14 protein-coding genes and 1 pseudogene are annotated in these 13,683 nt (G+C 55.8%); 10 read left to right on the forward strand and 5 right to left on the reverse strand.

Going from position 1 to position 13,683, the window contains the following annotated elements; all coding sequences use genetic code 11:
- Positions 1-307: 307 nt before the first annotated feature.
- Positions 308-1,996, reverse strand: a complete 1,689-nt coding sequence (locus ID864_RS00220) for an aspartate:alanine antiporter (RefSeq protein ID WP_048916582.1) — start codon at positions 1,994-1,996, stop codon at positions 308-310.
- A 257-nt stretch (positions 1,997-2,253) separates the two neighbouring features.
- Between ID864_RS00220 and ybjM the strand changes: the two genes are divergently transcribed.
- The gene (gene ybjM / locus ID864_RS00225; protein ID WP_048916581.1) at positions 2,254-2,628 is read left to right on the forward strand and encodes an inner membrane protein YbjM; all 375 of its coding nucleotides are present in this window, start codon (positions 2,254-2,256) and stop codon (positions 2,626-2,628) included.
- A 193-nt stretch (positions 2,629-2,821) separates the two neighbouring features.
- Here the strand turns inward: ybjM and ID864_RS00230 are convergent, their stop codons facing one another.
- On the reverse strand, positions 2,822-3,085 hold the full coding sequence (locus ID864_RS00230; protein WP_048916580.1) for a GrxA family glutaredoxin: 264 nt from the start codon (positions 3,083-3,085) through the stop codon (positions 2,822-2,824).
- Positions 3,086-3,284: 199 nt separating this feature from the next.
- Here ID864_RS00230 and ID864_RS00235 point away from each other — a divergent pair, with 199 nt between their 5' ends.
- From ID864_RS00235 to potI, 8 genes and pseudogenes are all read left to right on the forward strand, one after another.
- Positions 3,285-3,572, forward strand: coding sequence for a YbjC family protein (locus ID864_RS00235; RefSeq protein WP_048916579.1), 288 nt, complete (start codon positions 3,285-3,287; stop codon positions 3,570-3,572).
- Complete coding sequence (gene nfsA / locus ID864_RS00240; protein ID WP_048916578.1) at positions 3,556-4,278, forward strand: oxygen-insensitive NADPH nitroreductase; 723 nt, start codon at positions 3,556-3,558, stop codon at positions 4,276-4,278. The genes ID864_RS00235 and nfsA overlap by 17 nt, the downstream gene beginning before the upstream one ends.
- A 24-nt stretch (positions 4,279-4,302) precedes the next feature.
- A pseudogene (rimK, locus tag ID864_RS00245) lies at positions 4,303-5,201 on the forward strand (30S ribosomal protein S6--L-glutamate ligase).
- Positions 5,202-5,293: 92 nt separating this feature from the next.
- Complete coding sequence (locus ID864_RS00250) at positions 5,294-5,776, forward strand: YbjN domain-containing protein (protein ID WP_048916576.1); 483 nt, start codon at positions 5,294-5,296, stop codon at positions 5,774-5,776.
- Positions 5,777-6,246: 470 nt separating this feature from the next.
- On the forward strand, positions 6,247-7,353 hold the full coding sequence (potF, locus tag ID864_RS00255) for a spermidine/putrescine ABC transporter substrate-binding protein PotF (protein WP_048916575.1): 1,107 nt from the start codon (positions 6,247-6,249) through the stop codon (positions 7,351-7,353).
- 126 nt (positions 7,354-7,479) lie between these two features.
- Positions 7,480-8,619 carry a putrescine ABC transporter ATP-binding subunit PotG gene (potG, locus tag ID864_RS00260; protein WP_048916574.1) on the forward strand — a complete coding sequence of 380 codons (1,140 nt, stop codon included), beginning with the start codon at positions 7,480-7,482 and terminating at the stop codon, positions 8,617-8,619.
- Positions 8,620-8,630: 11 nt separating this feature from the next.
- Positions 8,631-9,593 (forward strand): putrescine ABC transporter permease PotH, encoded by a 963-nt coding sequence (gene potH, locus ID864_RS00265; protein ID WP_191149239.1) that lies wholly within the window; start codon positions 8,631-8,633, stop codon positions 9,591-9,593.
- Complete coding sequence (gene potI / locus ID864_RS00270) at positions 9,590-10,435, forward strand: putrescine ABC transporter permease PotI (protein ID WP_048916572.1); 846 nt, start codon at positions 9,590-9,592, stop codon at positions 10,433-10,435. The genes potH and potI overlap by 4 nt, the downstream gene beginning before the upstream one ends.
- A 64-nt stretch (positions 10,436-10,499) precedes the next feature.
- On the opposite strand, the gene ID864_RS00275 is transcribed toward potI, so the two are convergent.
- The 3 genes from ID864_RS00275 to ID864_RS00285 are packed head-to-tail and all read right to left on the reverse strand — an operon-like array spanning position 10,500 to position 12,762.
- The gene (locus tag ID864_RS00275; RefSeq protein WP_048916571.1) at positions 10,500-11,603 is read right to left on the reverse strand and encodes an amidohydrolase; all 1,104 of its coding nucleotides are present in this window, start codon (positions 11,601-11,603) and stop codon (positions 10,500-10,502) included.
- A 24-nt stretch (positions 11,604-11,627) separates the two neighbouring features.
- Positions 11,628-12,101: a YjiG family protein gene (locus tag ID864_RS00280; protein ID WP_099754074.1), complete on the reverse strand. Its 474-nt coding sequence runs from the start codon at positions 12,099-12,101 to the stop codon at positions 11,628-11,630.
- The gene (locus ID864_RS00285; protein WP_048916569.1) at positions 12,091-12,762 is read right to left on the reverse strand and encodes a nucleoside recognition domain-containing protein; all 672 of its coding nucleotides are present in this window, start codon (positions 12,760-12,762) and stop codon (positions 12,091-12,093) included. Before ID864_RS00285 ends, ID864_RS00280 begins: the two co-directional genes overlap by 11 nt.
- Before the next feature lie 380 nt (positions 12,763-13,142).
- Here ID864_RS00285 and ID864_RS00290 point away from each other — a divergent pair, with 380 nt between their 5' ends.
- Positions 13,143-13,631, forward strand: a complete 489-nt coding sequence (locus ID864_RS00290) for a YbjO family protein (protein ID WP_048916568.1) — start codon at positions 13,143-13,145, stop codon at positions 13,629-13,631.
- Positions 13,632-13,683 lie beyond the last annotated feature (52 nt).

A 13,683-nucleotide genomic window follows, 5' to 3' on the forward strand; every position in this document is an offset into this window, starting at 1 on the left:
ACTTTCTTTACCTTTTGTTCGCAGTAGTAGCACGAATTGCTTAAGGTAAAAGCGTGCGGCGGACAGGTAAAGGGCCACCCTCTTAATTACCGGGTTCGTTTGGCTTTTGTTGAGATTGAATGACGTTTTTGTGACGTGAAAAATATCGGCAGCAGATCAGATGATTCTGGGCCAAATGACAGGCAGAAAAAAACCCGCTAATCATAAGATTAACGGGCTCCTCAATTTGGGGATTTCAAAGAAAAGCAGTGGCACTAATTAAGACTGTGGCCCGCTATAAAAGTTCTCCCCAATCGATAAATTATTTTTAACCACCAAAAAACGGCCAGATTATCACAATCAGCGTGCCTGCCAGCGTCAGCAAAACGTTAGCAATAGCATAAGTTCCGGCATAGCCCAGTGCCGGAATGTTACTGCGCGCGGTGTCGCTGATAATCTCCATTGCCGGTGCGCAAGTGCGCGCGCCCATGATGGCGCCAAACAGCAGGGCGCGGTTCATTTTCAGTACCCAGGCACCGAACAGGAAGCAGATAATGACCGGCACCAGGCTGACCACCAGCCCGGCCCCGAGCATCAGCAGCCCGGTCTCCCCCAGGCCTTTGGTGATGCCGCTGCCGGCGCTCAGACCGACGCCCGCCATAAACACCATCAGCCCGAACTCTTTCACCATGGTCAACGCCCCCTGCGGGATGTAACCGAAGGTGGGGTGATTGGCACGCAGGAAGCCGAGCATAATGCCGGCGAACAGCAGCCCGGCCGCATTACCAATGCCAAAATTAAAGCTGCTGAACTGAAAGGTGATCATGCCGATCATCAGACCGATGATAAAGAAGGCGCAGAACGCCAGCAGATCGGTGACCTGACTGTGAATCGAGATAAAGCCAATGCGATCCGCCACCGATTTCACCCGGCGTGCCTCGCCGCTGATATGCAGCACGTCACCTTTATTCAGGATAATGCTGTCATCGATTGGCATCTCAATCTGGCTGCGGATCACGCGGTTAAGGAAACAGCCGTGATCGGTGAGCTTCAGCTGGCTGAGGCGTTTGTTCACCGCATTGTTGTTCTTCACCACGATCTCTTCATTAACGATGCGCATATCCAGCAGATCGCGATCGAACACCTCTTTGCCGTTGCGGAAACTCGGGTCAAGGCGCGAGTGCGCATCCGGATAGCCGACCAGTGAGATCTCATCGCCGGGCTGCAGCAGCGCATCGCCATCCGGATTTGCCAGAATGCCGTTGCGCCGAATACGCTCGATGTAGCAGCCGGTCTGGCGGTAGATGCCCAGCTCGCGCAGGTTTTTGCCGTCGCTCCAGGCGACCAGCTCCGGCCCGACGCGATAGGCGCGGATCACCGGCAGGTAAACTTTGCGCTGGCTGTCCGGGTCGAGGCCGCGCTCACGGGCGATCTGCTGGGCGCTGGTGGGCAGATCCTGATGCTGCAGTTTTGGCAGATAGCGCGCGCCAAAAATCAGGCTGACGAGGCCAATCAGGTAGGTCAGAGCGTAGCCGAGGCTGAGGTGGTCCTGTGCCAGGCTCAGGCTCTTACCGTCGCTCAGCGTCTGGCGCAGGGTATCGCCCGCGCCGACCAGCACCGGGGTCGAGGTCATGGCACCGGCCAGCATCCCCGCCGTCAGGCCGATGTCCCAGCCAAACAGCTTGCCAAGCCCCAGCGCCAGCACCATCGCGCTGCTGACCATCACAATCGCCAGCATCAGGTAATTTTTACCGTCGCGGAAGAAGATAGAAAAAAAGTTGGGTCCGGCTTCGACGCCGACGCAAAAAATAAATAGCATAAAGCCCAGATTCAGCGCATCGGTATTAATCGCGAAATGCTGCTGGCCGAGCAGTAAAGAAACAACTAAAACGCCAATAGAATTACCGAGTTGAACAGAACCTAACCGAAGTTTGCCTAAGCATAACCCCAGCGCCAGTACGACAAATAACAACAGAATGTAATTTCCACTTAACAAATCTGCGACGTTTATATTCACGGTTTAACTTCTTGTTTACCAGTAACCTATTGATGGGAAGGGGTTTATGCGCTAAATTTCACCCACTGATGCGATGAGCGCTATGCTCAATCGGCAATAATCACGCTGAATGGGATAAAAACGCCGCTCATTTTAATCGCAATAGCTTATGACAGCCAGCATTCGCCTGGCTTATTTGTTACGGATTTTAATTTTATCACTGCGCTATCCGTAGGCTTATTTTTATCGTGAAGGGAAAATAGCCTGGAGAAAATTCTATGTGGATAAAAGGGATAAGCTGGCCCGGCCTGGTCGCCTGTAGCATTTTGTATGGCGCGATCTATATTGCCGTGCGTTTTCCGCTACCGGTGGGCTATGTCGGCCATGCTCAGCTGGGGTTGCTGCTGTTTTTACTGCCCGGTGCGCTGGCGGCACTGACCTCGAGAGAGGCGCCGCTGACCGCGATGGCGCTGGCGATTGCCCTCGCTTCTGCACCCTGCCTGGCGCTAATGCAGCTGAGTGCATTTCATCACCTGGAGCTGGTTCAGGAGATCGCGTTTATCACCAGCGCAGTGTTCTGGTGTGGTTCAGGGACGTTGGCAGTGATGTTGGGCAGGACGCTGCTGGAGATGCGGCATCAGCAGCGGTTGTAGGGGCCGGATATGAGAAGGGTCGGGCATGCCAGACCCCTACCGTAACCATAACCGCAAGGCGGTATGAAAACGGGCCGATCAGGAAAAGCGATCGGCCCCTACGGTAACCATAACCGCAAGGCGGTGTGAAAACCGGGCCGATCAGGAAAAGCGATCGGCCCCTACGGTAACAATAACCGCAAGGCGGTTATTGTTACTGGTACAGACCGAGGTTTTCTTTGGCCCAGGCCTGGAATTCGGTGCAGCCGCCAATGTGTTTCTCATCGACGAAGATCTGCGGGACGGTTTCAACGGGCTTACCTACCGTTTTTTCCAGATCGGCTTTGGTGATGCCTTCAGCATGGATGTCGATATAGCGGAAGTTGAAATCATCACGCTCTGCGGTCAGTTTCTCTGCCAGCTCTGTTGCACGTACACAGTAAGGGCAGCCCGGACGTCCAAAAATCACTGTAAACATAGCTCTCTCCTCAAAGGTCAGATTCTTTTATGTGACTCAAGTCACACCTTAACGCTTAATGGCGCCTATGATGCCCGCATCAACGAGTGAAATAAAGAAGGAATTGCCTGTCAGTCCGATTGGTCGCTATGCATAACTTGCCGACTTAGGCTTTAATAACCCCACTGCTTTTTATCATGCCGCCTGTCGGAGAGTGTTCATGCGTGCCTTTAGTCAGATGCCCCGTGCCGTACTTATCCTTGAAGTTATCGGCATCCTGCTGCTGGTCCTCTCTTACCTGACGTTGCACGAAGTGCTACCTTTACCGTCGCTGTTACGCGGTAAGCTGGCGGCAACGGTGATGATTTTCGCCGGTATCGCGCTGATGCTGCCTGCGGCCACGGTAATGATGTGGCGCACGGCGAAAGTAATGGCACCCGAACTTTTTAACACGCGCGCTTCGCGTGACACGTCTAAATCAGGAGATTCCCATGACGCCGACCATTGACCTGCTGCGCTCACACCGCTCAATTCGCGCTTTTACCGATCGCGCTATCAGCGACGAGCAGCGCGCAGCCATTCTTGCTGCTGCCCAGTCGGCTTCCAGCTCCAGCTTCCTGCAATGCACCTCTATCATTCGTATTACCGATCCCGCACTGCGCGAACAGCTGGTGACGCTGAGCGGTGGCCAGAAGTATGTGGCGCAGGCCGCAGAGTTCTGGGTGTTCTGCGCCGATTTTAACCGCCTGCAGCAGATCTGCCCGGATGCCCAGCTGGGTATGGCGGAGCAGCTGCTGCTGGGCTGTGTCGATACCGCCCTGATGGCGCAGAATGCGCTGACTGCTGCGGAATCGCTCGGCCTGGGCGGCGTGTATATCGGCGGTATTCGTAACAATATCGCGCAGGTGACCGAGCTTCTGCATCTGCCGAAATTTGTCCTGCCGCTGTTTGGCATGTGCCTGGGTGAACCGGCGCAGGACCCTGAGCTCAAACCGCGCATGCCCGCCGCGATGCTGGTGCATGAAAACAGCTATCAGCCGATCAACCCGGAAGTGCTGGCGCAGTATGACAACGAGCTGGTGGAATATTATCAGCACCGCGACAGCAATCGCCGCAGCGAGAGCTGGAGCGAACACATCCAGAAAACCATCATCAAAGAGAGCCGTCCGTTTATTCTTGACTACCTGCACAAGCAGGGCTGGGCGACGCGCTAATTCTGACGGCTTCGGAGGCTGCTGGTGAAAATTGCCATTCTTTCCCGCGACAGTACTCTTTACTCCTGTCAACGCCTGCTGGAGGCCGCCCGCAGCCGCGGGCATAGCATTGAGGTGATTGATCCGCTCTCCTGCTATATGAATATCAATCCCGGCTCGTCGGCCATTCACTATCGCGGTCGGCAGCTGGCGCACTTCGATGCGGTGATCCCGCGTATCGGTTCGGCGATCACCTTTTACGGCACGGCAGTGCTGCGCCAGTTTGAGATGTGCGGCAGTTACCCGCTGAACGAGTCGCTGGCGATTGCGCGCGCGACAAGCTGCGCTCGCTACAGCTGCTGGCGCGCGCAGGGATTGCCATGCCGATCACCGGTTTTGCTCATTCGCCGGATGACACCCGTGACCTGATCGAGATGGTCGGCGGCGCGCCGCTGGTGGTAAAACTGGTGGAAGGGACGCAGGGAATTGGCGTGGTGCTGGCGGAAACCCGTCAGGCGGCAGAGAGCGTGATTGATGCCTTTCGCGGACTGAATGCGCACATTCTGGTGCAGGAGTTTATTCAAGAGGCACGCGGCAGCGATGTGCGCTGCCTGGTGATTGGCGGGGAAGTGGTCGCAGCGATAGAGCGCCAGGCGAAAGAGGGGGATTTCCGCTCCAATCTGCATCGCGGCGGCAGCGCCCGGCGCGTGACCATCAGCGACAGCGAGCGTGAAATCGCCATCAAAGCCACGGCAACGCTCGGTCTGGACGTGGCCGGCGTCGATATTTTACGCGCCAGTCGCGGCCCGCTGGTGATGGAGGTGAATGCCTCGCCGGGGCTGGAAGGGATTGAAAAGACAACCGGTCTGGATATCGCCACCATGATGATTCACTGGATAGAGCAGCAGGCGCAACCTGGCTTCAGTCTTAAAACCGGTGGTTGACGTCATATTTCTGTCGTAATCGTGGTTTTTGGCGAGGTTTTTACGTAAGCTAGTGCGCAATTTTGTGGCGGCCAGAGAAAGAGACAAAGCCTATGGATTCACTCGTTGTTCCCGATATCGACGTGTTACGACGTTGGTTGGATCAGCAAAGTATCACCTGGTTTGAGTGTGACTCCTGCCAGGCCCTTCATCTGCCTCATATGCAGAATTTTGATGGGGTGTTTGATGCCAAGCTCGATTTGGTGGATAACGTGATCCTGTTTTCCGCCCTGGCGGAAGTTAAACCGACGGCGCTGATCCCGCTGGCGGGCGATTTGTCGCAGATTAACGCCAGCTCGCTATCGGCGAAAGCCTTCCTCGATATCCAGGATGATAACCTGCCGAAGCTGATCGTCTGCCAGTCGCTGAGCATTACCGCGGGCCTGACCTACGGGCAGTTCGCCTATTTTATGAAGCAGAGCGAGGAGCAGATCTCGATGATTGTGATGGAAGCCTTTGCCAATCATCTGCTGATGATCGGTGAAGATGACGATGACCGTACGCCGATGCTCGGCGGCCAACCGATGCTGCATTAAGCGGCTGACGTTTACGGCATTTTTTCCTGCGGGCGGACCTCTAATCCGCCCGTTTTTATTCTGTCTTTCTTACCCCATTCAATTTCTACGCTACTCCCTGTGTTAAATGCTGTTTTTAGCGACACTTCGTTCTGGAGCAATACCACTTTTTATTCTGCATTTTGCCCTCTAATGCCAGATTTCTATCGCCATTTATGCCGTGAATGGCATATCACATAGAGGAAACGTGCATAAAAAATCGATAAAAGGCGTTTTTTACCCTGAGGGCTGGTCTGGCCGGGTGAGTGGGGCTATTCTTGCGTGGCTGCATGAAGCGTGCAACGTCCCCAGATATATAGGTTTTTAGTATTAACCACGGGATGAATAATGATTCATTCTGTAGCCTTTAATGTACTGACCTATATTAAGAGGCAGGTGCTAACCAGTTAGCCTGCCCGGCATAAGATTATCCCTGTTCAGGAGGATGGAAGATGTTCAACCAACGTAAAAAATGGTTGTCAGGTGTGGTTGCGGGAACGCTGATGGCGATCTCTGCAGGCTCACTGGCCGCAGACAAGACGCTGCACGTTTATAACTGGTCAGATTATATTGCGCCAAATACCGTGGCGGATTTTGAAAAGCAAACCGGCATTAAAGTGGTGTACGACGTCTTCGACTCCAACGAAGTGCTGGAAGGCAAACTGATGGCGGGCAGCACCGGCTATGATGTGGTCGTCCCTTCCTCCAGCTTCCTGGCGCGTCAGCTGCAGTCCGGCGTGTTCCAGCCGCTGGATAAGAGCAAGCTGCCAAACTACAAGAATCTTGACCCCGATCTGATGAAGAAGCTGGAACAGCACGATCCGGGCAACAAATATGCCATCCCTTACCTGTGGGCGACCACCGGTATTGGCTATAACGTGGAAAAAGTGAAAGCCGCGCTGGGCAAAGATGCGCCGGTCAACAGCTGGGACCTGGTGCTGAAGCCGGAGAACCTGGAAAAACTGAAAAGCTGCGGCGTGTCGTTCCTTGATGCCCCGGAAGAGATCTTCGCCACCGTGCTGAACTACATGGGCAAAGATCCGAACAGCAGCGATGCCAAAGATTACACTGCGGCAACCGACCTGCTGCTGAAGCTGCGTCCAAGCATCCGTTATTTCCACTCGTCCCAGTACATTAACGACCTGGCGAACGGCAATACCTGCGTGGCTATCGGCTGGGCAGGGGATATTCTGCAGGCGAAAAAACGTGCGGTAGAAGCGAAGAACGGCGTCGATATTGCTTACAGCATCCCTAAAGAGGGCGCGCTGGCGTTCTTCGATACCCTGGCGATCCCCAAAGATGCCAAAAACCTGGATGCAGCCTATCAGTTCCTCAACTATCTGATGGATCCAAAAGTGATGGCGAACATCTCTAACTCGGTTTACTACGCCAGCGGCAACAAGGCCTCTGTGCCGTTCGTTGATGAAGCGATTCGTAACAATCCGGGCGTCTATCCAACGCCGGACACCATGGCGAAACTGTTCACCCTTAAGGTGCAGGATCCAAAACTTGACCGTGTACGTACGCGTGCATGGACTAAAGTTAAAAGTGGTAAGTAACTGATTGCAGTGACTGCATAACTGCACACTGTCAGCCCACAACAGAGGCGCGTTACCGGCCTCTGTTTTGTTATTTTTAGGGTGGGGCACCCGCACAGCCGTCCCCTCTTTTAGCGCCGGAGTAAAATGGTCGTGAACGACGCAATCCCTCGTACTCAAAGCAAAGCAGGCAAGGCGTTAACGCCGCTGCTGGAGATCCGCAACCTGACCAAGTCGTTTGACGGTCAGCACGCGGTGGATGATGTGAACCTCACCATCTATAAAGGCGAAATTTTCGCGCTGCTGGGTGCTTCAGGCTGTGGGAAGTCCACACTGCTGCGCATGCTGGCAGGTTTTGAGCCCCCGACTCACGGGCAAATTGTGCTCGACGGCCAGGATCTCTCTCACGTGCCGCCGTATCAGCGCCCAATCAATATGATGTTTCAGTCCTACGCACTGTTCCCCCATATGACGGTGGAGCAGAATATCGCCTTTGGCCTGAAGCAGGACCGTCTGCCAAAAGCTGAAATCAATGAGCGCGTGGCCGAGATGCTGACGCTGGTGCATATGCAGGAGTACGCCAGGCGTAAGCCGCACCAGCTGTCTGGCGGGCAGCGGCAGCGCGTGGCGCTGGCACGCAGCCTGGCCAAGCGGCCGAAGCTGCTGCTGCTGGATGAACCGATGGGCGCGCTGGATAAAAAACTGCGCGACCGCATGCAGCACGAAGTGGTGGATATCCTTGAGCGCGTGGGTGCCACCTGCGTGATGGTGACGCACGACCAGGAAGAAGCGATGACCATGGCCGGGCGTATCGCCATTATGAACCGTGGCAAATTCGTGCAGATTGGCGAGCCGGAAGAGATTTACGAGCACCCGACCACCCGCTTCAGCGCTGAGTTTATCGGCTCGGTAAACCTGTTCGAGGGGCTGCTGCGCGAGCGGCAAACCGATGGCCTGATTATCGACAGCCCGGGTCTGCTTCATCCGCTGAAAGTGGCGAGCGATGTCTCGATCGTGGACGGCGTGCCGGTCTCGGTGGCGCTGCGCCCGGAAAAAGTGATGCTGTGCGATGATATCCCGGCGGACGGCTGCAACTTTGCCGTGGGTGAAGTGGTGCACATTGCCTATCTTGGCGACCTGTCGATCTATCATGTCCGCCTGCACAGCGGCCAGATGATCAGCGCCCAGCTGCAGAATGCGCACCGTTTCCGCAAAGGTGCCCCGACCTGGGGTGACGAAGTGCGCCTCTGTTGGGAAGCCGACAGCTGCGTGGTTCTGACGGTTTAAGTGGGGGAGAGATGAGCCAATATTCTGAACGTACCACTGAGCCACCGAGCGGCCAGCAAACCGGCTTCAAAGGGCTGCTGACGCGCTTCCAGATGGCGCACGGTCGCAAGCTGGTGATTGCGCTGCCTTATCTCTGGCTGTCGCTGCTGTTCCTGCTGCCGTTCCTGATTGTGCTGAAAATCAGCTTTGCCGATATTGCGCGCGCTATTCCGCCCTATACCGAGCTGCTGAGCTGGGCCGACGGCCAGCTGAATATGGTGCTGAACTTCGGTAACTATATTACGCTGACCGATGATCCGCTGTATGTCGATGCTTATCTGCATTCACTGCAGGTGGCGGCGATCTCGACGCTGATCTGCCTGGCGATAGGTTATCCGCTGGCGTGGGCAATCGCCCATGCAGCCCCGTCGACGCGCAACATTCTGCTGCTGCTGGTGATCCTGCCGTCGTGGACCTCCTTCCTGGTACGCGTTTATGCCTGGATGGGGATCCTCAACGATAACGGCGTGCTGAACCGCTTTCTGATGTGGACCGGCATTACCGACCATCCGATCGCCATTCTTTACACTAACCTGGCGGTCTATATCGGCATTGTTTACTGCTATCTGCCGTTTATGGTGTTACCGATCTTCACGGCGCTGACGCGCATTGACTACTCGCTGGTGGAAGCTTCGCTCGATCTGGGCGCGCGCCCGCTGAAAACGTTCTTTAGCGTGATCGTCCCTCTGACCAAAGGCGGAATTATCGCCGGGTCGATGCTGGTGTTCATTCCGGCGGTCGGGGAGTACGTGATCCCGGAACTGCTCGGTGGCCCGGACAGTATTATGATTGGCCGCGTGCTGTGGCAGGAGTTCTTCAACAACCGCGACTGGCCGGTGGCTTCCGCGCTGGCGGTGATTATCCTGCTGATCCTGATCCTGCCGATTATCTGGTTCCACAAACATCAGAATAAAGAAGTGGGGGATGAGGGATGAGTAATCTGCCGACCATTAAATCCAAGTGGCGCACGGCGATCCTCTCCGTCTGCTTCTTCTTCCTGTATGCGCCGATGCTGCTGCTGGTGATCTACTCGTTTAACTCATCGCAGCTGGCGGCGTGGGAAAGCTTCTCCCTGCACTGGTACAGCGTGCTATTCCACGACGATGCGATGATTAGCGCGGTGACGCTTAGCCTGTCGATTGCCGCGCTGGCGGCCACGGCGGCGGTGATCCTCGGCACTATCGCGGCAGTAGTGATTGTGCGCTTTGGCCGTTTTAAGGGATCGACGGGGTTTGCCTTTATGCTGACCGCACCGCTGGTGATGCCGGACGTGATTACCGGGCTGTCGCTGCTGCTGCTGTTTGTTGCAATGGCCAATGCATTTGGCTGGCCCGCCGACCGCGGCATGCTGACTATCTGGCTGGCGCACGTGACGTTCTGTACCGCCTATGTCGCAGTGGTGATCAACTCGCGCCTGCGCGAGCTGGACCGCTCGATCGAGGAAGCGGCAATGGACCTCGGTGCTACGCCGCTGAAGGTGTTCTTCGTGATTACCGTGCCGATGATTGCCCCGGCAATTGTCACCGGCTGGCTGCTGGCGTTTACCCTGTCGCTGGATGACCTGGTGATATCCAGCTTTGTTACCGGGCCGGGCGCGACCACGCTGCCGATGCAGATCTTCGCCACCGTGCGCCGTGGGATTAACCCGGAGATTAACGCCCTGGCATCGCTGATCCTGATTGTGGTGGGGCTGGTCGGGTTTATCGCCTGGCGCTTTATGGCGCACGAAGAGAAACAGCGTTTGAAGGATATCCAGAAGGCGCGTGGCGGCCATTAAAAGGGACGGGCATGCCCGTCCCCTACGATATCTGTAGCGGCGAGGCATGCCTCGCCCGTGCCTTTTATCCCAGCACCTTCTTCACGCAGGCTTTGAAGATCTTGATGCCGACCGGCAGCGAGTTGAGATCAAAGTGCATATCCGGGTGATGCAGACCCGGCACCAGCCCCGTTCCTAATCCCCAAAAACCAGCCTTTAGCGATGGGCGCTGGACCGGATAGTGGAAGAAATCTTCGCTGCCCGGCGTGGAGCGCGGCTCCATCAGTGCGTCTTCGCCCAGCACTTCAACAATCGCGCCGGAGATAAGCGCGCTCATCTCGTCATCAATTTCTGCGGCGGGCATCGCTTTTAACGTCAGCACTTCAGCCGTTGCGCCAAAGGCGGCCACGCTGTGTTCGATAGCGCGCTGCACCCGGCTCTGCAACTCCACCATATCCTCGTTTTTCGCGGCGCGCAGGTCGAATACCACGCGTGCTTCATCCGGGATCGAGTTGGTGACGCCCGCGTCGCACAGGAAACGCGTGGCTTTGGCGCTCCAGACGCTGTTCGGGGCCATATGAATAGCGTTGACGGCGTTCACCGCGCTGACTGCGGCATCCAGCGCATTGACGCCGAGATGCGGGCGCGCGCCGTGGGCGGTCTGGCCGCGAACGATCGCCTCAACGGTGACGCAGGCGGAGTAGTAAACTGCCGGGATGGCGGTGCCAACCGCGCACTCTTCCGCCGGGCGCACGTGGAAGCCGAGGATCATATCGACATCGTCGATTGCTCCCCCGGCGATCATCGCCAGCGCGCCGGTGCCTAACTCTTCGGCCGGCTGGAAAATCAGCTTCAGGCGGCCTTTCTTCACCGCCTGCTCGGCGATCAGCTCCTGGGCTGCCGTCAGCACCACCGAGGAGTGTCCATCGTGGCCGCAGGTATGGCGGGCGCAGGGCACGCCGTTAATCACATGGCCGAGGGCATCCATATCGGCACGCAGCGCCAGCGTTGGGCCGGGTATGCCGCTGTCCAGCACCGCGACGATCCCCGTGGTGGCATTGAAATTGTCCTGCACGGCGTAACCGGCGGCCTTCAGCTGCTGGCTGATATACGCCGAGGTTTTGAATTCCTCGAAACCCAGCTCCGGGATTTCATGCAGGTAGTTGTAATGCTCCAAAACTTTTAACACGTTATGCACTCCATTCAGCTTTTATTACGCAACGACTCGCATCACCAGCATGGAAATTACCGCATTCATAATGCTGGTCAGCATTAACAGGGGCCAGTACTTTTTCGGCACGTCAGACACGCCCAGCAGGCGGCCCATATACTGTAACTGAGAACCCATCAAAAAGATCGCCGGGGTTAAAATGGTAATATCCGCGCCGCTCAGTACGCCCTTAGCCAGCAGGCTGATCGCCACGCCAGTGCCGGCAGAAGAGGAGAGCCAGGCAGTGAGCAGCACGGTGACCGCTTGCCCCGGCAGGCCAAACAGGCCCATTACCGGGGCGAAAACATCACCAATCAGCGTCATCACCCCGAGCAGATTCAGCACCTCAGCAATGACATACGCCATCACTACGTTAGGCATTAAGTTGTGGATGGCAATATGGAAGCCTTTACGCGCCCCCACCACAAAGATATCAAACGGATTATTAGAGACGTTAACCTGTGGGTTATTCTGCATGCTGGAAGTCTCGCTTATACAGGGTATTCAACATCAGGCGCACAAACGCGCCGCCGACAAATTTCAGTACAAACATCAGCACCAGCGGAACCAGTACCGGCGTTGCCAGCGAAGCAAATAGCGCTGAGCCAATTGAGAAGTAGTTATTAATCAGCCCGGCGCCGGAATATTGCCAGGCGCCCATAATCACCACATCTTTTTTACTCACCTGCTTGTTGTCGTAAAGCTCTTTGGTTAATGCTGCACCCGCGTCGGTACTTTGCAGATCGGTAATCAGCGCCAGCCCGGTACGGCCCGGGATGCCTAACAGCGGGCGCAGCAGCGGCGTCAGCAGTTTGTGGGCGGCGCGGATGGCGCCATAGTGGGTAAAGATCTCCAGCAGGCCGAGTGCCAGCATTACCGTGGGCACCAGCGACAGTGCGAACAGAAAGCCCGCTTTGGCGCTCAGGCCACCGGCGCCAACGAAGGTGTTATGCGCCGGATCTTTCATGGTGCCGAAGCTGCCGCCGAGGGTGGTGAAATCAAAGGCGCCCAGCCAGGCCATGCCCTCCACGTTAAAAAACAGGCCGGAGAAAAACAGGATGGCCAATATTAATGCCAGCCAGGCGCCTGTGCCGACTGACCACTTTTCAGCCGAAAGCGGTAATTTATCTTCAGACATCGATCTTGCGACTCCCTGATAGTTTCAAAAATAAACAAAATAGCTTTCTGGCAATTTTTGTTCCGTATAGTGGAATTAATTGCGCATTCAGGCTAAAAATAGAGGGGCCGTTGCCGATATTTAGCGAACCCCCTGATATCGATTGCAGGGATCGTGCCAGAAATAAGTGGCTTATTTTATTGCGGCAATAGATCGCGGCAGCAAGGGGCAATTTGGCTGCGCGGGCAGAGTTAAAAAAGTTAATTTATTTTCACTGGTGAAATAAAAGACGCTTTTTTTCTCATCCGGCCAGGGATATTCTTAGCGGGGCGGCAGTGAGACACCACCATGGATCAGTTGCACCAGCGTGGGGCAAACGTTCGGAAAAGTTGGAGAGAGCGATGTCAGAGGTGTTGAGAGAGGTCAAAGCGGTGTCGCACACGGCATCCGGCATTCCGGTGCCGGTGTGGATTGCCGGCAGTGCCATTATTGCCACCCGTTGCCTGGGCGTCGTGCTGCTGGCTAACGAACTGGGCGTTGAAGAGGTGATGAACTTTATTCATCGCAGCGCTCAGGCCTGGGATTCAACGCTGATCTTCATCGCCAGCCAGCTGATCTTCTTTATCGAACTGCGCTGTGCCATCGCCCTGATGCGCGGCCATAACTGGGGGCGCTGGGGTTACCTGCTGACGCAGGTGGTGGTGCTGTTGTATATGTTCGCTGCGTCGATGGGCTGGATCTATCCGGAGATTTTCAGCATCAGCGGTGACACTAATCGTCAGATTATTCAGGCGTTACTGGCGCACAAGTTTCCCGATTTTGTGGTACTGCTGCTGCTGTTTGTGCCGCTCAGTAGCCGCCACTTCTACCGTAAGCGTGGCTATCGCTAAACCAACACTGGTATCCGTCATGGATGTAAGCTCATCGGACTTGCCGCCTTGA

This window comes from Erwinia aphidicola (assembly GCF_014773485.1).
GTDB lineage: Bacteria > Pseudomonadota > Gammaproteobacteria > Enterobacterales > Enterobacteriaceae > Erwinia > Erwinia aphidicola.

Bases quoted from the DNA above. Each gene is read 5' to 3' on its own strand.
- ybjM (WP_048916581.1), top strand. From the start codon at position 2,254: ATGTGGATAAAAGGGATAAGCTGGCCCGGCCTGGTCGCCTGTAGCATT.
- ID864_RS00230 (WP_048916580.1), bottom strand. From the start codon at position 3,085: ATGTTTACAGTGATTTTTGGACGTCCGGGCTGCCCTTACTGTGTACGT.
- ID864_RS00235 (WP_048916579.1), top strand. From the start codon at position 3,285: ATGCGTGCCTTTAGTCAGATGCCCCGTGCCGTACTTATCCTTGAAGTT.
- nfsA (WP_048916578.1), top strand. From the start codon at position 3,556: ATGACGCCGACCATTGACCTGCTGCGCTCACACCGCTCAATTCGCGCT.
- ID864_RS00250 (WP_048916576.1), top strand. From the start codon at position 5,294: ATGGATTCACTCGTTGTTCCCGATATCGACGTGTTACGACGTTGGTTG.
- potF (WP_048916575.1), top strand. From the start codon at position 6,247: ATGTTCAACCAACGTAAAAAATGGTTGTCAGGTGTGGTTGCGGGAACG.
- potG (WP_048916574.1), top strand. From the start codon at position 7,480: ATGGTCGTGAACGACGCAATCCCTCGTACTCAAAGCAAAGCAGGCAAG.
- potH (WP_191149239.1), top strand. From the start codon at position 8,631: ATGAGCCAATATTCTGAACGTACCACTGAGCCACCGAGCGGCCAGCAA.
- potI (WP_048916572.1), top strand. From the start codon at position 9,590: ATGAGTAATCTGCCGACCATTAAATCCAAGTGGCGCACGGCGATCCTC.
- ID864_RS00280 (WP_099754074.1), bottom strand. From the start codon at position 12,101: ATGCAGAATAACCCACAGGTTAACGTCTCTAATAATCCGTTTGATATC.
- ID864_RS00285 (WP_048916569.1), bottom strand. From the start codon at position 12,762: ATGTCTGAAGATAAATTACCGCTTTCGGCTGAAAAGTGGTCAGTCGGC.
- ID864_RS00290 (WP_048916568.1), top strand. From the start codon at position 13,143: ATGTCAGAGGTGTTGAGAGAGGTCAAAGCGGTGTCGCACACGGCATCC.